Origin of the sequence: Enterobacter cloacae complex sp. 418I7 (assembly GCF_050030705.1) — a bacterium.
In the GTDB taxonomy this organism is placed as follows: Bacteria; Pseudomonadota; Gammaproteobacteria; order Enterobacterales; family Enterobacteriaceae; genus Enterobacter; species Enterobacter intestinihominis.
The window spans coordinates 1293738-1315365 of sequence record NZ_JBLGUU010000001.1; the positions used below are offsets into that span (position 1 = coordinate 1293738).

Here is a 21628-nt window from a genome sequence, read left to right on the forward strand (position 1 = left end):
AAGGCCTGCCGGACAGGCAGGCCAGAGGGATCAGGGCTGGTAAATACCTACGCCAGAATCGTTGACTTTACGGGTGCGAGAGATAACGGATTCCGGAGTCTGTGCAATACGCAGACCCATTTCGTCCTCAGTGCGTACCACCTTCCCGCGCAGCGAGTTCGTGAGCACTTCGACAATCTCGACGTCCACAAACTTACCAATCATGTCCGGGGTGCCTTCAAAATTCACCACGCGGTTATTTTCGGTTCGACCAGACAGTTCCATGATGCTCTTACGGGAAGTGCCTTCCACCAGAATACGCTGGACAGTGCCGAGCATACGACGGCTCCAGGCGTTGGCCTGCTGGTTGATACGCTCCTGCAAAATATAGAGACGCTGCTTTTTCTCTTCTTCCGGCACATCGTCAACCATATCGGCCGCTGGGGTGCCCGGGCGTGCTGAGAAGATGAAGCTGTAGCTGACGTCGAAATTCACCTCGCCGATGAGCTTCATGGTGCGCTCGAAGTCATCAGCGGTTTCGCCAGGGAAGCCGACGATAAAGTCGGAGCTAATCTGGATATCCGGGCGCGCTTCACGCAGCTTGCGGATGGTGGACTTATACTCCAGCACCGTATGTGGACGACCCATCATGTTCAGCACGCGGTCAGAGCCGCACTGGATCGGCAGGTGCAGGAAGCTCACCAGCTCTGGCGTATCGCGATAGACGTCAATAATGTCGTCGGTAAATTCCATCGGATGGCTGGTGGTAAAGCGAATGCGGTCAATGCCGTCAATCGCCGCCACCAGACGCAGCAGTTCAGCAAAGCTGCCGGTGGTGCCGTCGTAGTTTTCCCCGCGCCAGGCGTTCACATTCTGGCCCAGCAGGTTCACTTCGCGAACGCCCTGCGCGGCAAGCTGCGCGATTTCAAACAGGATATCGTCTGCCGGGCGGCTCACTTCTTCACCACGGGTGTAAGGTACCACGCAGTAAGTACAGTATTTGTTGCAGCCTTCCATGATGGAGACGAAGGCGGTCGGGCCATCAGCGCGCGGCTCTGGCAGACGGTCAAATTTCTCGATCTCCGGGAAACTCACGTCAACCACCGGGCTACGGCTGCCGCGAACCTGGTTAATCATCTCTGGCAGGCGGTGCAGGGTCTGAGGGCCAAAAACGATATCCACATAGGGAGCTCTCTGGCGGATCAGCTTACCTTCCTGCGATGCGACGCAGCCACCCACGCCAATGATCAGGTCCGGATTTTTCCGTTTGAGAAGCTTCCAGCGGCCTAACACATGAAAGACTTTTTCCTGTGCTTTTTCACGAATTGAACAGGTGTTCAGCAGCAGCACATCGGCTTCTTTCGCATTTTCAGTCAGCTGGTATCCGTGGGTGGTATCCAGCAGATCGGCCATCTTAGATGAATCGTATTCGTTCATCTGACAGCCCCAGGTTTTTATATGGAGTTTTTTAGTCATCGACTTGCTCAGCTCAGGATTGCAAGCCGCGTATTGTAATGCTTTGGTGCGGTTGTGACCAGTATGAAGGTTGTCAACCTCAGGGCCGCAAAAATCCGGTAAACTTAAGGTATTCTCCAATAAGGAATAGTGACCATGACACTCCTGAACACCGAAGTTGCCGTTGTTGGCGGCGGTATGGTCGGCGGCGCACTGGCGCTGGGGCTGGCGCAGCAGGGATTTGACGTAACCGTTATTGAACAGGCGGCTCCGCCGGTATTCGATCCTTCCAGCCAACCGGACGTGCGTATTTCCGCCATCAGCGCGTCCTCTGTTGATCTGCTTCGCGGGCTGGGCGTCTGGGAGGCGGTGCTGGCGATGCGCGCGCACCCTTACAGCCGTCTTGAAACCTGGGAGTGGGAAAATGCTCACGTCTCGTTTGACGCCGCCGAGCTGAAACTGCCGCGTCTGGGCTATATGGTGGAAAACAACGTGCTCCAGCAGGCGCTCTGGCAGGCGCTGGAGGCGCACCCGAAGGTGACGCTGCGCGTTCCGGACTCGCTGAAAGCCCTGCATCGTCATGAAGGTGGATATCTCCTGACGCTGGATAACGACGATGAGCTGGCCGTAAAGCTGGTGGTGGGGGCGGATGGCGCGAACTCGCAGGTCAGGCAGATGGCAGGCATTGGGATCCATGCCTGGCAGTATCAGCAATCCTGCATGCTGATCACCGTGCAGTCAGAAAACGCGCCGGGCGAAAGCACCTGGCAGCATTTTACGCCGAACGGCCCGCATGCATTCTTACCGTTGTTTGATAACTGGGCTTCGCTGGTGTGGTACGACAAGCCGGCGCGCATTCGACAGTTGCAGGGGCTGTCCATGGATCAGTTGCAGCGCGAAATCCGCCAGCACTTCCCGCGCCGTCTGGGTAACGTGACCCCGGTTGCCGCTGGCGCATTCCCGTTGATGCGACGCCATGCGTTGCAGTATGCCCGTGAAGGGCTGGCCCTGGTGGGAGACGCGGCGCACACCATTCATCCGCTGGCGGGGCAGGGGGTTAACCTGGGATACCGTGACGTCGATGCGTTACTGGATGTGCTGGGTAACGCTCGCGCCCACGCGGAAGCCTGGGCCAGCCATGAGGTACTGAAGCGCTACCAGACGCGCCGTATGGCGGATAACTTCATTATGCAGTCGGGGATGGATCTGTTCTATGCCGGGTTCAGCAATGACGTGGGTCCGGTGCGGATATTGCGCAATATTGGATTGATGGCAGCGGAACGTGCCGGTGGTCTGAAGCGTCAGGCACTGAAATACGCCCTCGGACTCTAATCTTTATTCCCTCTCCCCGTGGGCTGAGGGTACCCCACAAATAAATGCGAGCACTGAGCAATCCCCTCGCCCCTCCGGGGAGAGGGTTAGGGTGAGGGGAACATACGGCGGTGGTGGTCATTCCGTTCACTTTATGTTCCTTGCTACTCTGTAACGACATGACCGGTGAACGTGCCAGGGTGGCTCAGTCGCCACCACCCTGGCGACCCGGGCTCCCGGCGGTAAATCGCCGCTTCGCGGTGCCCTCGGCTTATTCCTTCCGGCTTATCGGGTACGGGCGGAGGCAACGTCCCTGTAAAGCCGCCCTCTCGGCGCATCCCTGCGCCTCGCCCCGGCCGGAAGGCAAACGCCTCAGCGATTTACAGCCGGACCAGGGCATCGCTGACAGCCCTCAGTCATTTAGAAAGCAACTTTATTGCTTCTGCATAAAAAAATTACTGGGGATCCCTCAGCCCCGTGGGAGAGGGTTAGGGTGAGGGCATCAGGCCGCACTATTCTGAGCAACAAAAACAAAAAAGCCCGCAGAGCGGGCTTGTTTGTTTTAAGTGGCTGGGGTGCAGGGATTCGAACCCCGGAATGCTGGTATCAGAAACCAGAGCCTTACCGCTTGGCGACACCCCAATTGCGTTAAACAAACTGCTTAACGACTTTAAAGTGGCTGGGGTACGAGGATTCGAACCTCGGAATGCCGGAATCAGAATCCGGTGCCTTACCGCTTGGCGATACCCCAACAATGTTCAGTTTACCGAATCGTATTCGATAACATAAATATGGTGGCTACGACGGGATTCGAACCTGTGACCCCATCATTATGAGTGATGTGCTCTAACCAACTGAGCTACGTAGCCAGTACTGCAATCTTCGATGGCTGGGGTACCTGGATTCGAACCAGGGAATGCCGGTATCAAAAACCGGTGCCTTACCGCTTGGCGATACCCCAATACCGCGGAGAACCGCATGATCGAAGAAATATGGCTGGGGTACCTGGATTCGAACCAGGGAATGCCGGTATCAAAAACCGGTGCCTTACCGCTTGGCGATACCCCATCCGTGCAACGCTTACCTGGGAATGGTGCGGGAGGCGAGACTTGAACTCGCACACCTTGCGGCGCCAGAACCTAAATCTGGTGCGTCTACCAATTTCGCCACTCCCGCAAAAAAGATGGTGGCTACGACGGGATTCGAACCTGTGACCCCATCATTATGAGTGATGTGCTCTAACCAACTGAGCTACGTAGCCATCTTTTTTTCGCGTTACCTTATCGGCGTTGCGGGGCGCATTATGCGTATAGACCCTTGCAGCGTCAACACCTTTTTCAATGAAAATAGCCGGAATGTGACTGTTTGGTTAGGTTGCGAACAGCGAGGCCGAATATTCGACAATTATTGGTTATTAATCGATTTTATGCGGGGAAAAGAGAGGAAAAAAAATCAGGCCCCGGAGGGCCTGATGATACTCTGAACATTATTTATAGGCAGACTGGTGAACGCCCACTGCGCGTCCTGACGGATCGTTCATGGCTTTGAAGGATTCATCCCATTCAATGGCTTTAGCAGAAGAGCAGGCGACCGATGGACCACCCGGTACGCACTCGGCTGCACTTGGAACCGGGAACAGCTCCTCAAAGATCTCACGGTACAAATACGCTTCTTTCGAGGCTGGCGTGTTGTACGGGAAGCGGAAGCTCGCAGTTTCCAGTTGTTGATCAGAAACCTGTTTTGCCGCCACCTCTTTCAGGGTGTCGATCCAGCTGTAACCTACGCCATCGGAGAACTGCTCTTTCTGACGCCACGCCACGCTCGCCGGCAGGTAGGATTCAAAACATTCACGCAGGATATGTTTCTCCATTTTGCCGTTGCCGCACATTTTGTCCTGCGGGTTGATGCGCATCGCCACATCGAGGAATTTCTTATCGAGGAACGGCACGCGGGCTTCCACACCCCAGGCGGACATCGCTTTGTTGGCGCGCGCGCAGTCAAACATGTGCAGCGCCTGTAGCTTACGCACCGTTTCTTCATGCAGCTCTTTGGCGTTCGGTGCTTTGTGGAAATAGAGATAACCGCCAAACACTTCGTCAGAACCTTCGCCGGAGAGCACCATCTTGATGCCCATCGCTTTGATCTTCCGCGACATCAAATACATCGGCGTGGAGGCGCGAATGGTGGTCACATCATAGGTTTCAATGTGATAGATCACATCGCGGATCGCATCCAGACCTTCCTGTACGGTGAAGTGAATTTCATGGTGCACCGTGCCGAGATGGTTCGCCACTTCCTGGGCGGCTTTCAGGTCAGGTGCCCCTTCCAGACCCACGGCAAAGGAGTGCAGCTGCGGCCACCAGGCTTCAGAGCGCTCCTGATCTTCCACGCGACGTGCGGCGAATTTCTTGGTAATCGCGGAGATCACGGAGGAGTCCAGACCGCCGGAGAGCAGTACGCCATAAGGTACGTCTGACATCAGGTGGCTTTTCACTGACTCTTCCAGGGCCTGACGCAGTTCGGCTTTGTCCGTCACGTTGTCTTTCACCGCCTCATAATCAAACCAGTCGCGCTGGTAGTACGGGCGGATCTCGCCGTCTTTACTCCACAGGTAGCTACCTGCAGGGAACTCTTTGATGGTGCGGCACACCGGTACCAGGGCTTTCATCTCTGAGGCAACGTAGAAGTTACCGTGTTCATCGTGTCCCATGTACAGCGGGATAATACCAATATGGTCGCGGCCAATCAGGTAAGCGTCTTTTTCGCTGTCGTACAGCGCGAAGGCGAACATACCTTGCAGGTCGTCGAGGAACTCCGGGCCTTTCTCCTGATACAGCGCCAGGATCACTTCGCAGTCTGAGCCTGTCTGAAACGCGTAGCGATCGCCGTACTCGGCGCGCAGCGCCTGATGGTTGTAAATTTCACCGTTAACAGCCAGCGCGTGCGTTTTTTTCTCGTTATACAGCGGCTGTGCGCCAGCGTTGACATCAACAATGGAGAGACGTTCGTGAGCCAGAATCGCTTTATCGCTGGCGTATACGCCTGACCAGTCCGGACCGCGATGGCGCATCAGGCGGGACAATTCGAGTGCTTTTTTACGCAGTTCGCCCGCGTCAGTTTTAATATCCAGTACGCCAAAAATAGAACACATAACCTTCTCCGTTAACCCTGTTGCGTTGTGATGTTGCTTGCTTATGAAAATGCCGCAAAAGGGGGAGGGGGCGCAAGCGTTTTACCGATGAAAACGTAAAAAGTGCAATGGCAATTGCCGAATCTTAAAAAAAGAGTATGCATTAAGCCATTCTATTGATGATTTCTCAATGAAGAGCTGATTTCGTTAGATGAAGTGATATTTTCAGGCAGCAGAAATGAAAAACCACGCCCTGGGGCGTGGTTCTGAATCAAATAACGTCGATTTCGTCGACAGAGGGGTAAATCCAGCTTGGCCGGAACGGCATCGTATCAATGTCATCAAGCTGTGAAACGCCAGAAAGCACCAGGATGGTTTCAAGCCCGGCCTGGAAGCCGGCCAAAATATCGGTGCGCAGGTTGTCGCCAACAATGACGGTTTCTTCTGAGTGTGCCTGCATCGTATTCAGTGCAGCGCGGATGATCCACGGGCTCGGTTTGCCGACAACAAACGGCTTACGGCCTGATATTTTTTCGATACCGGCGCACAGCGCACCGCAGGCGGGATAAAAACCACGACCATGCGTATCCGGGTTAGTGGCGATAAAACGTGCACCATTGGCGACAAAGTAGGCTGCTTTATGCATCATCTCCCAGTTAAAGGAGCGCGTTTCGCCCACGATGACAAAGTCCGGATTCACGTCGGTGATGGTGAAGCCCGCTTTATACAGCTCGTGGATCAGCGCGCCTTCGCCAACCACGTAGGCTTTTTTGCCTTCCTGACGCTTCAGGAAATCCGCGGTCGCCATCGCAGAGGTATAAAACACGCTGTCCGGGACATTGACGCCCGCGGTAGCAAAGCGATTTGCCAGATCCTGACCAGTCTGTGAAGGGTAGTTCGTGAGAAGAACCAGTGGCATTCCTTTGTCGATGATGCGGTGAAGAAACTCCGCAGCACCTGGCACGGCAACGTTGTCGTGCATCAGCACGCCGTCGATATCACAAATTACATTCTTAATGGTCATGGACAATCCGACATCAAAAAAAGAAGGCGTTACTATAAGGTCCGATCAGGATTCCAGCAAATGTTGCAGCAGGATCCCGTTGAGCATGGCACGTTTTACCAGGGCGAATGCGCCAATTGCCGAGCGGTGATCGAGCGTAGATCGCACCACCGGCAAATTCTGGCGAAATGCCTTCAGCGCCTGGGTATTGATGCAGCCTTCAATGGCAGGCAGTAATACTTTTTCGGCTTCAACGATCTCGCCGGCAATCACCACTTTTTGCGGATTAAACAGGTTGATGGCAATGGCGATGGTCTTACCCAGGTGGCGTCCTACCTGTTCGATCACTTCGCAGGCCAGCGCATCGCCTTTGTTTGCCGCTTTGCAGATGGCACCGATCTTACAGTCGCCCAGCGTGACGCGGCTCTGATAACCCTGCTCCAGCAGGTGGCGGACGCGATGTTCAATGGCGGCATTGGCGGCAACGGTTTCAAGACAGCCAAAGTTACCGCAGTGGCAGCGCTCGCCAAGCGGTTCCACCTGGATATGACCGATCTCGCCTACGTTACCGTTACGACCAATAAAAATGCGGCCATTCGAGATGATACCCGCACCTGTACCACGGTGAACGCGCACCAGAATAGAGTCTTCGCAGTCCTGGCTCGCACCAAAGTAGTGCTCCGCCAGCGCCAGCGAGCGGATATCGTGACCAACAAAGCAGGTCAGCTTGAAGCGCTTTTCCAGCGCCTCAACCAGCCCCCAGTTCTCTACCTTAATGTGCGGCATGTAGCGAATAACGCCGCTTTCCGGGTCAACCAGACCGGGTAAAATCACCGAGATGGCGATGAGTTCACGGATCTTGCGCTGACAGCTTTCGATAAACTGCGCGATGGTATTCAGTAACGCGTGTTCGAGCGTCTCCTGTGTGCGCTCAGGAAGGGGGTAGTGCTCTTCGGCAATGGCCTTGCTGCTCAGATCGTAGAGCGTAAGCGTGGTGTCATGACGGCCTAAGCGAACGCCAATGGCCTGAAAATTGCGGGTTTCAGTGACGATGGAAATCGCGCGGCGGCCGCCGGTGGAGGCCTGCTGATCCACTTCTTTGATCAGGCCGCGCTCAATAAGCTGACGTGTAATTTTTGTCACGCTGGCGGGAGCAAGCTGGCTTTGTTCGGCTATCTGAATGCGTGAGATTGGCCCGTGCTGGTCAATCAGGCGATAAACTGCCGCGCTGTTAAGTTGTTTAACGAGATCGACATTACCGATTTGAGCTTGTCCGCCTGGTGTCATACTTTTACTTACTCAGTGACGACCTCGTTACCATTAACGATGGTCTTAATAATTTTATAATCGTGTGTGAACGCCGTCAGGTTTGCAACCATACCTGGCGCAATACCGCCGAGCTGTTTATCGACGCCAATAGCGCGCGCCGGATAAAGCGTGGCCATGCGCAGCACTTCCTCAAGCGCAATGCCGCAATGTTCAACGAGGTTACGTACCCCTTCGATCATCGTCAGAGAAGAACCGCTCAGCGTGCCGTTCTCATCCACACACAGTCCATTCCGGTAGTATATTGTTTTACCAGCAAAAATGAACTGGTCAATATTCGCTCCTGCCGGAGCGGTAGCATCCGTGACCAGGCAGAGCTTGTCGCCTTTAAGGCGCTTGGCGTTGCGGATGTTGGTGTAATCGACATGCAAGCCGTCGGCGATAATGCCGCAGTAGACGTCTGGTTCATCCAGAATTGCGCCAACCAGTCCCGGTTCGCGACCGGTAATATACGGCATCGCGTTATAAAGGTGTGTGGCAAATGTAATACCTGCGCGGAAACCGGCCTTCGCCTCTTTCAGGGTCGCGTTCGAATGGCCCGCAGATACCACAATCCCGGCGGCGGCCAGTTTGCTGATAACGTCCGTGCCGGTCATTTCCGGTGCCAGCGTCACTTTGGTGATCACATCGGCATTGGCGCACATGTAATCCACCAGCTCGGCATCCGGTTTGCGCACGTAGTTCGGGTTATGGGTGCCTTTCTTGACCATATTCAGCCATGGTCCTTCCAGGTGCAGACCCAGCGCCTGATTCGGATGTTTTGCCAGGTATTCGCGCATGACGCGGATACCCTGTTTCATCAGGTCATCGCTGCTGGTAATCAGCGTTGGCAGATAGCTGGTGCAGCCCGATTTCTCGTTGGCTTTTTGCATGATTTCCAGCGTTTCAACCGTTACCGCCTCTGCGGTATCGTTAAACTGGACACCGCCGCAGCCGTTAAGCTGTACGTCGATGAAACCGGGGGAGATTACTGCTCCATTGAGGGAACGTTGTTCGATCTCCGGCGGCAGTTCCGCCAGCGGGCAAACACGTTCAATCAGGCCATTGGCGATTACAATCGCATGGTCATCCAGAATTTCATGGCCGGTATAAATCCGACCGTGGGTTAAAGCGTACATATCGACCCCCGGTTAAAAAAGCGACCGCCCCTGATAAAAGAGGCGGTTATTCAATTACAGACCTTTAATGTTCTCAGCTTCCAGCTCGTTGAAGTATTTCAGCGTTTTCACTTTCAGCTCCATGGTGGACGGTTCGTCACACACGACAACCGCTTTTGGATGCAACTGTAAGCAGCTGATAGTCCACATATGGTTCACGTTGCCTTCAACGGCAGCCTGAAGCGCTTGCGCTTTCACTGCGCCCAGCACCAGAATCATCACTTCTTCGGCATCCAGCAGTGTACCCACACCCACGGTCAGCGCGTATTTCGGCACCTGATTGACGTCGCCGTCAAAGAAGCGGGAGTTAGCCACACGCGTGTCATGGGTCAACGTTTTAATACGGGTACGGGAAGCCAGTGAAGATGCCGGTTCGTTGAACGCGATATGACCATCGTTGCCTACGCCGCCCATAAACAGGTGGATTTTACCGTAGGAACGGATTTTTTCTTCATACTGACGGCATTCTGCGTCAATATCAGGCGCGTTTCCATTCAGCAGGTTAATGTTTTCAGCCGGAATATCAACGTGGTCGAAGAAATTACGGTGCATAAAGCTGTGGTAACTTTCCGGATGTTCCTTTGGCAGGCCGACATATTCGTCCATGTTGAAGGTCACAACATGTTTAAAGCTAACCTGGCCCGCTTTGTGCATTTCAACCAAAGCCTTATATGCGGTCAGGGGAGTTCCACCGGTTGGAAGACCGAGTACGAAAGGACGATCGGCTGTTGGTTTGAACGCGTTGATGCGGTTAACGATATGACGAGCAGCCCATTTTCCGACTTGTTCAGCTGTTGCCAGGGGAATCAGTCTCATTATTCACCTCTAAAGTTTAAGTAAAAGTGGGCGGATGATTAGTGCAACCTGAACTAAGCGTAACCTGGAACCTTTCAGGCCGGATCAATCCGTCTTGATTTTTTGAATGATAAAATAAGTTTTCGTGGTTAGCCAGTGAAAGGGAGGGTTTAATACGATATTTGGTGACAATAATCACAAAAAATAGGTGTTTAATTTGCGATACGAATTAATTTTTCACACACTCACACTGCCAGTGAATCATCAACAGTATCTATCGTTCGTGACACAATAAAAACATAGTTTATGCGCGAGTCTTAACAAAGGGTCTCGTAGGGGGAATAGGATGAATATTTTAGGTTTTTTCCAGCGCCTCGGTAGGGCTTTGCAGCTCCCTATCGCCGTGCTACCGGTTGCAGCATTGCTGCTGCGATTCGGGCAACCCGATCTTCTTAATGTGCCGTTTATTGCCCAGGCAGGCGGCGCCATTTTTGACAACCTTGCGCTGATTTTCGCCATCGGCGTGGCGTCAAGCTGGTCAAAAGACAGCGCCGGTGCTGCGGCACTGGCAGGGGCGGTAGGTTACTTCATCCTCACGAAAGCGATGGTAACCATCAACCCGGAAATCAACATGGGTGTACTGGCGGGTATCATTACCGGTCTGGTCGGTGGCGCCGTGTACAACCGCTGGGCGGGTATCAAACTGCCTGACTTCCTGAGCTTCTTCGGCGGTAAACGTTTTGTGCCGATTGCGACGGGCTTTTTCTGTCTGATCCTCGCCGCCATCTTTGGCTACGTTTGGCCACCGGTTCAGCATGCTATCCATGCGGGTGGCGAGTGGATCGTGTCTGCGGGCGCAATGGGCGCGGGCATCTTCGGTTTCATTAACCGTCTGCTGATCCCAACCGGTCTGCATCAGGTACTGAACACCATCGCCTGGTTCCAGATTGGTGAGTTCACCAACGCGGCTGGCGCGGTATTCCACGGTGATATCAACCGCTTCTACGCAGGTGACGGCACCGCGGGCATGTTCATGTCCGGCTTCTTCCCAATCATGATGTTTGGTCTGCCTGGCGCCGCGCTGGCAATGTACCTGGCTGCGCCGAAAGCGCGTCGCCCAATGGTTGGCGGGATGCTGCTGTCCGTTGCGATCACCGCCTTCCTGACCGGCGTGACCGAGCCACTGGAATTCCTGTTCATGTTCCTGGCTCCGCTGCTGTATCTGATGCACGCGATCCTGACCGGTATCAGCCTGTTCGTTGCCACCCTTCTGGGTATCCATGCAGGCTTCTCCTTCTCCGCAGGCGCTATCGACTATGTGTTGATGTACAACCTGCCAGCGGCAAGCAGCAACGTCTGGATGCTGGTGGTGATGGGCCTGATCTTCTTCGTTATCTACTTCGTTCTGTTCAGCGCGGTTATTCGTATGTTTAACCTGAAGACGCCGGGCCGCGAAGATACGAAAGATGATGTTGTGACCAGTGAAGCCAACAGCAATACCGAAGAGGGTTTAACCCAGCTGGCAACCAGCTATATTGCCGCTGTGGGTGGCACCGACAACCTGAAAGCGATCGATGCCTGTATTACCCGTCTGCGTCTGACCGTGGGCGACTCCGCGCGCGTGAGCGATGCAATGTGCAAACGCCTTGGTGCGTCTGGTGTGGTGAAGCTGAACAAACAAACCATCCAGGTTATCGTGGGTGCGAAAGCCGAATCTATCGGCGATGAAATGAAAAAAGTGGTTGCCCGTGGGCCGGTCGCTGCCGCCTCAACGGATAACGCGCCAGTAGCTGACGCGCCGGTTGCAAAACCGCAGGCTGTGCCAAATGCGGTGACCATCGCTGCGCTGGTTTCTCCGGTGACAGGTGACGTTGTTGCGCTTGAGCAGGTGCCTGACGAAGCGTTCGCCAGCAAAGCGGTCGGTGATGGCGTGGCGGTGAAACCAACGGACAAAACCGTGGTCTCTCCGGCAGCCGGTACTATCGTGAAAATCTTCAACACCAACCACGCGTTCTGCCTGGAAACGGAAAAAGGCGCGGAGATCGTTGTCCATATGGGTATCGATACCGTTGCGCTGAACGGTCAGGGCTTTACTCGCCTGGTGGAAGAGGGCGCTGAAGTGGCGGCAGGCCAGCCGATTCTGGAAATGGATCTGGAGTTCCTGAACGCCAACGCGCGCTCCATGATAAGCCCGGTAGTGTGCAGCAACATCGACGACTTCAGCGGTCTGGTGATCCAGGCGCAGGGGCAGGTAGTTGCAGGCCAAACGCCACTGTATGAGATTAAAGGCAAGTAATCGCTCCTGAGTAGAGTTATGCCTTTAGCGGCGGGGGATATCCTCCGCCGCTTTTTTTTGCAGCAATTGCCCCCATTATTTTCTTCCGGGACGTTTTAAGGGTTGTCACTACGTCCGGCTTATAAGATCATATGCCGTTATACGTTGTTTACGCTTTGAGGAATCCACGATGAGTGAGGCAGAAGCCCGCCCGAGTAACTTTATTCGTCAGATCATCGATGAAGATCTGGCCAGTGGTAAGCACACCACAGTCCACACGCGTTTCCCGCCGGAGCCAAATGGCTACCTGCACATTGGTCACGCCAAATCGATCTGCCTGAACTTTGGTATTGCGCAAGACTACCAGGGGCAGTGCAACCTGCGTTTCGATGACACCAACCCAGTAAAAGAAGACATCGAATACGTTGAGTCGATTAAAAACGACGTGCAATGGCTGGGCTTCAACTGGTCAGGCGATATCTGCTACTCCTCAGACTATTTCGATCAGCTGTATGCCTATGCGGTTGAACTGATTAACAAGGGTCTGGCATACGTCGATGAGCTCTCTGCTGACGAAATCCGTGAATACCGCGGTACGCTGACTCAGCCCGGTAAGAACAGTCCGTTCCGCGATCGTAGCGTGGAAGAGAACCTGGCGCTGTTTGAAAAAATGCGTGCCGGTGGCTTTGAAGAAGGTAAAGCGTGTCTGCGTGCCAAAATCGATATGGCGTCTCCGTTCATCGTGATGCGCGATCCGGTGCTGTACCGCATTAAGTTCGCAGAACACCACCAGACCGGTAACAAGTGGTGCATCTACCCGATGTACGACTTCACCCACTGCATCAGCGATGCGCTGGAAGGCATTACGCACTCTCTGTGCACGCTGGAATTCCAGGACAACCGTCGTCTGTACGACTGGGTGCTGGATAACATCACCATTCCTGTGCATCCGCGTCAGTACGAGTTCTCTCGTCTGAACCTGGAATACACCGTGATGTCCAAGCGTAAGCTGAACCTGCTGGTCACTGACAAGCACGTTGAAGGCTGGGACGACCCACGTATGCCGACCATCTCTGGCCTGCGTCGTCGTGGCTACACCTCCGCCTCCATTCGTGAGTTCTGCAAACGTATCGGCGTCACCAAGCAGGACAACACCATCGAAATGGCGTCTCTGGAATCCTGCATTCGTGAAGACCTGAACGAAAACGCGCCGCGCGCGATGGCGGTGATCGATCCAGTGAAACTGGTTATCGAAAACTATCCGCAGGGCGGGAGCGAACTGGTCTCTATGCCTAACCATCCGAACAAACCGGAAATGGGCACCCGCGACGTGCCGTTCAGCGGTGAAATCTGGATCGATCGTGCCGACTTCCGCGAAGAAGCGAACAAGCAGTACAAGCGTCTGGTGCTGGGCAAAGAAGTACGTCTGCGTAACGCCTATGTAATCAAAGCCGAGCGCGTAGAGAAAGATGCGGAAGGTAACATCACGACCATCTTCTGTACGTACGACGCAGAGACGCTGAGCAAAGATCCGGCGGATGGCCGTAAAGTGAAAGGCGTAATCCACTGGGTGAGCGCGCAGCATGCGCTGCCGGTTGAGATCCGTCTCTACGACCGTCTGTTCAGCGTGCCTAACCCAGGCGCAGCGGAAGACTTCCTGGCGGTTATTAACCCTGAGTCGCTGATTATCAAGCAGGGGTATGCCGAGCCGTCTCTGAAAGCCGCTGAAGCCGGTAAAGCGTTCCAGTTCGAACGTGAGGGTTATTTCTGCCTGGACAGTCGTTACAGCACGGCAGAAAAACCGGTATTTAACCGTACCGTGGGTCTGCGTGATACCTGGACTAAGATCGGCGAATAATAACGCTGCTCTGGTCAATGAGAAACAAACGCCGCGTAATGCGGCGTTTTTTTATTTAACGATCATGTCGTTAAGCATCGGGATAATCTTTTAAAGCCCACATTCCAGGTCAATGTGGTGCTACTTATTTTATTTAAAAAAAATTTGTTGTTTTCCAAAAACAGAAACGCTGAAAAATATATTCTCAATCTCAATGTTACTTACTGAAAATTAGCGTATTCCCCCGCCAGTACTCGCTTCACGGTAAATGTTACAAAGCACTACGAAATATGTGCTCTTCGTCATAATCCTGACTTTTGCCTGATTAAAAGCATTGATAATTCGCGTCGCGAAAAATAACCTAAAGACGGTAGTTAATTCGAGGGTATTTCTGACTACCCCTGACCATTTGGTCTTTTCTGTTTTTCGCCGTTTAAGGCGTTTTAATTCGTCAAAGAGGAATAATCTATGCGTACGTTCAGTGGCAAACGTAGTGCGCTGGCGCTGGCTATCGCCGGTGTGACAGCAATGTCGGGCCTGGTGGTTGCGCCAGAGGCAAAAGCAGCAGGTTTCATTGAAGATTCCACCCTTACGGGCGGTATTTATTACTGGCAACGTGAGCGTGACCGTAAAGACGTCACTGAAGATAAATACAAAACTAACCTCTCTCACTCGACCTGGAACGCCAACCTGGATTTCCAGTCGGGATATGCCGCCGATATGTTCGGGATCGATATTGCAGCGTTCACCGCAATTGAAATGGCCGAAAATGGCGACAGCGGCCATCCGAACGAAATTGCGTTCTCCTCCAGCAATAAAGCTTACGACGAAGACTGGTCCGGCGATAAAAGCGGAATCAGCCTGTATAAAGCGGCTGCAAAATTCAAATATGGCCCGGTCTGGGCGCGTGGTGGTTATATCCAGCCAACCGGTCAGACGCTGTTAGCGCCGCACTGGAGCTTTATGCCAGGTACCTATCAGGGCGCGGAAGCCGGTGCTAATTTTGACTACGGCGATGCGGGGGCGTTGAGCTTCTCCTATATGTGGACCAACGAGTACAAAGCGCCGTGGCACATTGAGATGGACAAGTTCTATCAAAACGATAAAAAAACCAAAGTTGATTATCTCCACTCGCTGGGGGCGAAGTACGACTTCAAAAACGATCTGGTGCTGGAAGCGGCTTTTGGTCAGGCAGAAGGCTATATCGATCAGTACTTTGCTAAAGCCAGCTACAAATTTGATATCGCAGGTAGCCCGCTGAGCACCAGCTATCAGTTCTACGGTACGCGCGACAAGGTCAGCGATGGCAGCGTAAATGATATTTATGACGGCACCGCGTGGTTACAGGCGCTGACCTTCGGCTACAAAGTGGGTCAGGTTGATTTGCGTCTGGAGGGTACATGGGTGAAGGCAGAAGGGCAGCAGGGCTACTTCCTGCAACGTATGACGCCAACCTACGCCTCTTCCAATGGTCGTCTGGATATCTGGTGGGATAACCGCTCTGACTTCAACGCCGACGGCGAAAAGGCGGTCTTCTTCGGCGCAATGTATGACCTGAAGAACTGGAACCTGCCTGGCTGGGCAGTGGGTGCGTCCTACGCGTACGCCTGGGACGCGAAGCCAGCGGATATGGCTACGCCAGACGCCTACTACGATCCGAACTACCGTCTGAAAGAGTCTTCATACAGTCTGGATGCGATTTATACCCTGCAGGAGGGTCGTGCGAAAGGCACGATGTTCAAACTGCACTTCACCCAGTATGACAACCACTCCGATATCCCGAGCTACGCGGGCGGTTACGGCAACATCTTCCAGGATGAGCGCGACGTGAAATTCATGGTCATTGCGCCATTTACCATCTTCTGATGAATGTTGTGGCGGGCTGTGTCCCGCCGTTATGGAGACTGAACATGATGAAAAAAAGGGTATTCGTTGCGCTGCTGGCATTCGGGCTGGTGGCGTGCGCGCAGGATCAGGCGCCGAAAGAAGACTCCCGTCTGAAAGAGGCGTATAGCGCGTGCATCAATACCGCACAAGGTTCACCTGAGAAGATTGAAGCCTGTCAAAGCGTGCTGAACGAGCTAAAAAAAGACAAAGCCCATGAGCAATTCGCCACGCAGGAAAACGTTCGCGTGATGGATTACCAGGCCTGTATTCAGGCGCGTAAAACCGGTAACGATCAGGAAGTGGCGAAGCGTTGCGATAAGATTTGGGACGAGATTCGCAATAACAATAAATAAGTTGCTTTACGCCCGGTGGCGCTGCGCTTACCGGGCTTTTTCCAGGCAAAAAAAAGCCAACCTCACGGCTGGCTCAGAGTATGAACACTGACTTATTTTGCGTCGTGCGCATGTTCATTTTCGCGGCAATCCCCTTCAGCACAGTGACCGTACAGGTACAGGCTGTGGTTGGTCAGGCGGATGCCATGACGGGCGGCGATTTCACGCTGGCGTGATTCAATGGAATCATCGCTAAATTCAATGACCTTGCCACAGTCGAGGCAGATCAGGTGATCGTGGTGGTGTTGCTGAGTCAGCTCGAACACGGATTTACCGCCTTCGAAATTATGACGAGTAACAATGCCCGCGTCATCAAACTGGTTCAGCACACGATAGACGGTTGCCAGCCCAATCTCTTCACCCATATCGATAAGACGCTTATAAAGGTCTTCCGCACTGACATGGTGATTGTCTGGCCCCTGAAGCACTTCAAGGATTTTTAACCGAGGAAGCGTTACTTTCAGGCCAGCTTTCTTTAATGCGGTATTGTTGTCAGTCATGCGGAATCTGTCCTGTTGCTAAACGATTCACTTCAAAAGAAGAAGTGACAGAAAATGCACTTGGGATAATGCGTCTCATTATAGAACTGCCATGGCTAAATGAAAACTGCAAGTCTCAAGCAAAGTATGCTTATAAAAACGTGGTATCACCAACAAACTTGTTCGATGGCACCCACTTTTTACCAGGGGGATATTGTACAGGTCTGGACGAAAAAGTTAAAAGTTTGTAGCAATTAATTTAATCGGTTTTACCTGGACAACGGGCGCAACCGGAGTTGCGCCGCAGGGATATCAGGCGTTAAGGATATCGTCCAGGTTCAGCTCTTCACGAACCTGCTTAACCCATTTTTCTACACGCTCTGCGGTCAGCTCTGGCTGACGGTCTTCATCAATGGCAAGGCCAACGAAGTGATCGTCATCTGCCAGACCTTTGGAAGCTTCGAAGTGGTAACCCGCTGTTGGCCAGTGACCAACGATCGCCGCACCGCGCGGCTCAATGATGTCGCGAATAGTGCCCAGCGCATCACAGAAATACTCAGCGTAGTCTTCCTGATCGCCACAGCCAAACAGGGCAACCAGCTTGCCGTTGAAGTCGACTTCTTCCAGCGTCGGGAAGAAATCGTCCCAGTCACACTGTGCTTCACCGTAGTACCAGGTCGGGATGCCCAGCAGCAGGATGTCATAGCCCTCGAGATCTTCTTTGCTGCTCTTGGCGATGTCATGCACATCAGCAACGTCTTTACCGAGCTGTTTTTGAATGTTTTTTGCGATATTTTCTGTATTGCCGGTATCACTGCCAAAGAAAATGCCGATGATTGCCATGAGTAAAATAACCTCTTGAAACTTAATGGTATGGTGGCGCAAATTGTCCACGGATAAGGGCAATAATAGCAGAACAGGCAACCCTGCGGAAACAGCTATCACGCAGGACTGCACTCTGTGCTACATGAAAAAGGTAATATTGGGGATTTTCTGACTCACGCCTTGCCGCGTAACGTCTCAAGCTGGGCGATCAGCATCTCTTCGATCAGTTCGCTGCGGCTGATGTTGCGCGCGTCAGCTAACTCGTTAAGCGCATCGACGGCATCGGCATTCAGCTTGAGTTCGACACGCTTAAGCCCACGATTTTTATCGCGTTTAAGCTGGTTGCGTTTATTGATACGCAGCTGTTCATCGCGCGAAAGCGGATTCGTTTTCGGTCGTCCCGGTCGACGCTCATTCGCGAACAGATCTAGTGTCGTACGGTCCGTTTGTTCTTTGGCCATGATTCTGAGACTTCGGGGGAAACACGCCGCCCTGCTAATGCCCGGGCGATAAGCGCGCCATCATACATCACCCATATCCACACGCCAACGACTGGAAGCCCGTCGTCTTCCGGTCGCTGGCTTTTTAATCAATTCGCTGTATCAGTAAGATAGCGGCGAATGGCGCGCAAGACCGCATCCGGTCTTTCCGCGTGGACCCAGTGCCCGGCACCGGCGATGACGTGAGCGCGAGCCTGCGGAAATTGCGCCAGCAGCGTGTCACGGTACGCGTCAGTGACGTAAGGGGAGTTGCCGCCGCGAATAAAGAGGGTAGGGTGCGGCCAGGCGGGGACATTTTCCCACCCCACAATATGCGAATACTGATCCCACAGTACCGGGACGTTAAAGCGCCATTGTCCGTCAACAAAGGATTTCAGCAGGAACTGGACCACGCCTTCTTCATCGAGATGCTCGCGCATAACGGCTGCCGCCTGCTGGCGTGTGGAGACGCCTGACTCTGTCACGGCATTGATCGCAGCGAAAATCTCATCGTGACGGCGAACGTCGTAATTGACGGGCGCAACGTCAATGACCACCAGACCGGAAATTCGCTCAGGGGCCAGCGCTGTAAGCGCCATCACCGCTTTACCGCCCATTGAATGCCCGATGAGCGTCGCTTTCTGGATATTATTCGCATCGAGGGTGTCCCGCAGATCCTGCGCCATGGCTGCGTAGGTCATCTCCTCAGAGCGCCCTGAAAGACCGTGATTGCGCATATCAACCTGGAGGATCTCGTGATCGGTCACTAAATCGCGCGCCAGCACGCCCAGGTTATCCAGACTACCAAACAGGCCGTGAACCAGTACGATGGGAGAATTATTGTTCGGCGATTGTGCAGTTTGCGCTCGGGTATTCAATTTCATGGCAAAGTTCTTTTTTTAGGTTTGTCAGGTTAGGGTATCATGTTGACCATTCTGCCGCCCGGGGGCAAGGATCCAGTTTAATCTGACTTTTGCCGCCAACCTGGTTTGACGCTATCCGCTGTTGGGATTAGACCTTATAATCTCAACGACTTGTATTCAGATAAGATATCGCACTGGATTAAGATGAAAACAATCGAAGTTGATGACGAACTCTATCAGTATATTGCCAGCCAGACGCGGCATATTGGGGAGAGCGCGTCCGACATTTTACGGCGCATGCTTAAAATTTCCGCCGCCTCACAGCCCACTCCTGTCACTAAAGATGTTGTGTCTCAGCCGAGCGTTGTTGCACAAGTAAAACCTGCCGTCATGCCGGCAAAAGACAAAGTGCGCGCGATGCGCGAGCTGCTGCTGTCCGATGAATATGCAGAGCAGAAAAAGGCGGTTAACCGCTTTATGCTGGTGCTGTCTACACTTTACTCACTGGATAACAACGCATTTGCAGAAGCGACAGAGTCGCTGCACGGTCGCACGCGCGTTTACTTCGCAGGTGACGAGCAGACCCTGCTGCAAAATGGCAACCAAACCAAACCCAAACATGTTCCCGGTACGCCATACTGGGTGATCACCAATACCAATACGGGCCGCAAGTGCAGCATGATCGAACATATCATGCAGTCCATGCAGTTCCCGGCGGAATTGATCGAAAAGGTTTGCGGTACAATTTAACCCTTGCATCAGAAGGACCAGGCAATGGCAAATCACAGCCGTGCAGGACAACCTGCACAACAACGCGATTTGATTAACGTCGCTCAACTGACCGCGCAGTACTACGTGCTGAAGCCGGTGGTGGGCAACGCAGAACACGCAGTGAAGTTTGGTACATCTGGCCACCGCGGCAGCGCGGCGCGCCACAGCTTTAACGAACCGCACATTCTGGCCATTGCTCAGGCCATCGCGGAAGAGCGCGCCAAAAATGGCGTCACCGGTCCGTGCTATGTTGGGAAAGATACCCACGCCCTGTCTGAACCTGCCTTTATCTCCGTGCTGGAAGTACTGGCGGCAAACGGCGTAGACGTGATTGTTCAGGAGAACAACGGTTTCACGCCAACGCCTGCGGTTTCTAACGCTATTCTGGTACATAACAAAAAAGGTGGCGCGCAGGCGGACGGTATTGTGATCACCCCGTCCCACAACCCACCGGAAGATGGCGGCATCAAGTACAACCCACCTAACGGTGGCCCGGCGGATACCAACGTCACGAAAGTGGTGGAAGATCGCGCCAACGCGTTACTGGCTAACGGTCTGAACGGCGTGAAGCGCATCTCGCTGGATGAAGCCATGGCGTCCGGCCACGTGAAAGAGCAGGATCTGGTGCAGCCGTTCGTGGAAGGGCTGGCGGATATCGTCGATATGGCCGCTATCCAGAAAGCCGGTCTGAAGCTGGGCGTGGATCCGCTGGGCGGCTCCGGTATTGAATACTGGAAACGCATTGCCGAGCACTACAAGCTGGATCTGACCATCGTGAACGATCACGTCGATCAGACCTTCCGCTTTATGCACCTGGACAAAGACGGCGCGATCCGTATGGACTGCTCCTCCGAATGCGCGATGGCGGGCCTGCTGGCGCTGCGCGACAAGTTCGATCTGGCGTTTGCCAACGACCCGGACTACGACCGTCACGGTATCGTCACCCCGGCTGGGCTGATGAACCCGAACCACTACCTGGCTGTTGCGATTAACTATCTCTTCCAGCACCGTCCGCAGTGGGGCAAAGAGGTTGCGGTGGGTAAAACGCTGGTCTCTTCTGCCATGATTGACCGTGTGGTCGATGCGCTGGGCCGCAAGCTGGTGGAAGTGCCGGTGGGCTTCAAGTGGTTTGTTGACGGTCTGCACGACGGCAGCTTCGGCTTTGGTGGTGAAGAGAGCGCGGGGGCATCCTTCCTGCGCTTCGACGGCACCCCATGGTCAACCGATAAAGACGGCATCATCATGTGCCTGCTGGCGGCGGAAATCACCGCGGTTACCGGTAAGAACCCGCAGGAACATTACAACGACCTGGCAGGACGCTTTGGTGCGCCAAGCTATAACCGTATTCAGGCTGGCGCGACCTCTGCTCAGAAAGCCGCTCTGTCCAAACTCTCTCCGGAGATGGTCAGCGCCAGCACCCTGGCGGGCGATCCGATCACCGCGCGTCTGACGGCAGCACCGGGTAACGGCGCATCCATCGGCGGCCTGAAAGTGATGACCGAAAACGGCTGGTTCGCCGCGCGTCCATCCGGTACGGAAGATGCGTACAAAATCTATTGCGAAAGCTTCCTCGGCGCTGAGCACCGCCAGCAGATTGAGAAAGAAGCGGTAGAGATTGTCAGCGAAGTGCTGAAAAACGCGTAAATGGTGTCTGGTGCGGGCTG

At 53.7% G+C, this 21628-nt stretch carries 17 protein-coding genes and 7 tRNA genes; 7 read left to right on the forward strand and 17 right to left on the reverse strand.

Features of this window, described 5'->3' with window-relative positions; translation table 11 throughout:
• Positions 1–30 precede the first annotated feature (30 nt).
• A complete protein-coding gene (gene miaB / locus ACQG0S_RS06160) occupies positions 31–1455 on the reverse strand; it encodes a tRNA (N6-isopentenyl adenosine(37)-C2)-methylthiotransferase MiaB (RefSeq protein ID WP_023305691.1) in 1425 nt (474 codons plus the stop codon).
• A gap of 135 nt (positions 1456–1590) precedes the next feature.
• On the opposite strand from miaB, the gene ubiF reads away from it, so the two are divergent.
• Entirely contained in the window at positions 1591–2766 is a 1176-nt protein-coding gene (gene ubiF / locus ACQG0S_RS06165; protein ID WP_048966698.1) for a 3-demethoxyubiquinol 3-hydroxylase, read from the forward strand.
• 546 nt (positions 2767–3312) lie between these two features.
• On the opposite strand, the gene ACQG0S_RS06170 is transcribed toward ubiF, so the two are convergent.
• The 12 genes from ACQG0S_RS06170 to nagB all read right to left on the reverse strand — a co-directional run bounded on the left by ACQG0S_RS06170 (position 3313) and on the right by nagB (position 10177).
• A tRNA-Gln gene (locus tag ACQG0S_RS06170) sits at positions 3313–3387 on the reverse strand.
• 34 nt (positions 3388–3421) lie between these two features.
• A tRNA-Gln gene (locus ACQG0S_RS06175) sits at positions 3422–3496 on the reverse strand.
• Positions 3497–3537: 41 nt separating this feature from the next.
• Positions 3538–3614, reverse strand: a tRNA-Met gene (locus tag ACQG0S_RS06180).
• A gap of 17 nt (positions 3615–3631) precedes the next feature.
• A tRNA-Gln gene (locus ACQG0S_RS06185) sits at positions 3632–3706 on the reverse strand.
• A 32-nt stretch (positions 3707–3738) separates the two neighbouring features.
• Positions 3739–3813: transfer RNA gene (locus ACQG0S_RS06190), tRNA-Gln, on the reverse strand.
• A gap of 23 nt (positions 3814–3836) precedes the next feature.
• Positions 3837–3921: transfer RNA gene (locus tag ACQG0S_RS06195), tRNA-Leu, on the reverse strand.
• 8 nt (positions 3922–3929) lie between these two features.
• A tRNA-Met gene (locus ACQG0S_RS06200) sits at positions 3930–4006 on the reverse strand.
• A 225-nt stretch (positions 4007–4231) separates the two neighbouring features.
• The gene (gene asnB, locus ACQG0S_RS06205) at positions 4232–5896 is read right to left on the reverse strand and encodes an asparagine synthase B (RefSeq protein ID WP_015571128.1); all 1665 of its coding nucleotides are present in this window, start codon (positions 5894–5896) and stop codon (positions 4232–4234) included.
• Between the two features lie 250 nt (positions 5897–6146).
• Positions 6147–6899, reverse strand: a complete 753-nt coding sequence (gene nagD, locus ACQG0S_RS06210; protein ID WP_003858667.1) for a ribonucleotide monophosphatase NagD — start codon at positions 6897–6899, stop codon at positions 6147–6149.
• Between the two features lie 45 nt (positions 6900–6944).
• The gene (gene nagC / locus ACQG0S_RS06215; RefSeq protein WP_022647442.1) at positions 6945–8165 is read right to left on the reverse strand and encodes a DNA-binding transcriptional regulator NagC; all 1221 of its coding nucleotides are present in this window, start codon (positions 8163–8165) and stop codon (positions 6945–6947) included.
• 8 nt (positions 8166–8173) lie between these two features.
• The gene (gene nagA / locus ACQG0S_RS06220) at positions 8174–9322 is read right to left on the reverse strand and encodes an N-acetylglucosamine-6-phosphate deacetylase (protein WP_003858664.1); all 1149 of its coding nucleotides are present in this window, start codon (positions 9320–9322) and stop codon (positions 8174–8176) included.
• Between the two features lie 54 nt (positions 9323–9376).
• On the reverse strand, positions 9377–10177 hold the full coding sequence (gene nagB, locus ACQG0S_RS06225; protein ID WP_003858663.1) for a glucosamine-6-phosphate deaminase: 801 nt from the start codon (positions 10175–10177) through the stop codon (positions 9377–9379).
• A 325-nt stretch (positions 10178–10502) separates the two neighbouring features.
• Between nagB and nagE the strand changes: the two genes are divergently transcribed.
• The 4 genes from nagE (at position 10503) to chiQ (ending at position 16508) form a co-directional block, all read left to right on the forward strand.
• A complete protein-coding gene (gene nagE, locus ACQG0S_RS06230) occupies positions 10503–12452 on the forward strand; it encodes a PTS N-acetyl glucosamine transporter subunit IIABC (protein WP_022647444.1) in 1950 nt (649 codons plus the stop codon).
• A gap of 169 nt (positions 12453–12621) precedes the next feature.
• Entirely contained in the window at positions 12622–14289 is a 1668-nt protein-coding gene (gene glnS / locus ACQG0S_RS06235) for a glutamine--tRNA ligase (protein ID WP_015571127.1), read from the forward strand.
• A 447-nt stretch (positions 14290–14736) separates the two neighbouring features.
• Positions 14737–16134 (forward strand): chitoporin ChiP, encoded by a 1398-nt coding sequence (chiP, locus tag ACQG0S_RS06240; protein ID WP_017694280.1) that lies wholly within the window; start codon positions 14737–14739, stop codon positions 16132–16134.
• A 47-nt stretch (positions 16135–16181) separates the two neighbouring features.
• A complete protein-coding gene (gene chiQ / locus ACQG0S_RS06245) occupies positions 16182–16508 on the forward strand; it encodes a ChiQ/YbfN family lipoprotein (protein ID WP_048965598.1) in 327 nt (108 codons plus the stop codon).
• A 92-nt stretch (positions 16509–16600) separates the two neighbouring features.
• On the opposite strand, the gene fur is transcribed toward chiQ, so the two are convergent.
• From fur to ybfF, 4 genes are all read right to left on the reverse strand, one after another.
• Complete coding sequence (gene fur, locus ACQG0S_RS06250) at positions 16601–17047, reverse strand: ferric iron uptake transcriptional regulator (protein WP_003858655.1); 447 nt, start codon at positions 17045–17047, stop codon at positions 16601–16603.
• Between the two features lie 291 nt (positions 17048–17338).
• Positions 17339–17869 (reverse strand): flavodoxin FldA, encoded by a 531-nt coding sequence (gene fldA, locus ACQG0S_RS06255; protein ID WP_003858653.1) that lies wholly within the window; start codon positions 17867–17869, stop codon positions 17339–17341.
• 155 nt (positions 17870–18024) lie between these two features.
• The gene (ybfE, locus tag ACQG0S_RS06260) at positions 18025–18312 is read right to left on the reverse strand and encodes a LexA regulated protein (RefSeq protein WP_003858652.1); all 288 of its coding nucleotides are present in this window, start codon (positions 18310–18312) and stop codon (positions 18025–18027) included.
• Positions 18313–18440: 128 nt separating this feature from the next.
• The gene (ybfF, locus tag ACQG0S_RS06265; protein ID WP_048965596.1) at positions 18441–19214 is read right to left on the reverse strand and encodes an esterase; all 774 of its coding nucleotides are present in this window, start codon (positions 19212–19214) and stop codon (positions 18441–18443) included.
• Positions 19215–19397: 183 nt separating this feature from the next.
• On the opposite strand from ybfF, the gene seqA reads away from it, so the two are divergent.
• Positions 19398–19943 (forward strand): replication initiation negative regulator SeqA, encoded by a 546-nt coding sequence (seqA, locus tag ACQG0S_RS06270; RefSeq protein ID WP_003858650.1) that lies wholly within the window; start codon positions 19398–19400, stop codon positions 19941–19943.
• 24 nt (positions 19944–19967) lie between these two features.
• Positions 19968–21608, forward strand: coding sequence for a phosphoglucomutase (alpha-D-glucose-1,6-bisphosphate-dependent) (gene pgm, locus ACQG0S_RS06275; RefSeq protein ID WP_022647447.1), 1641 nt, complete (start codon positions 19968–19970; stop codon positions 21606–21608).
• Positions 21609–21628 lie beyond the last annotated feature (20 nt).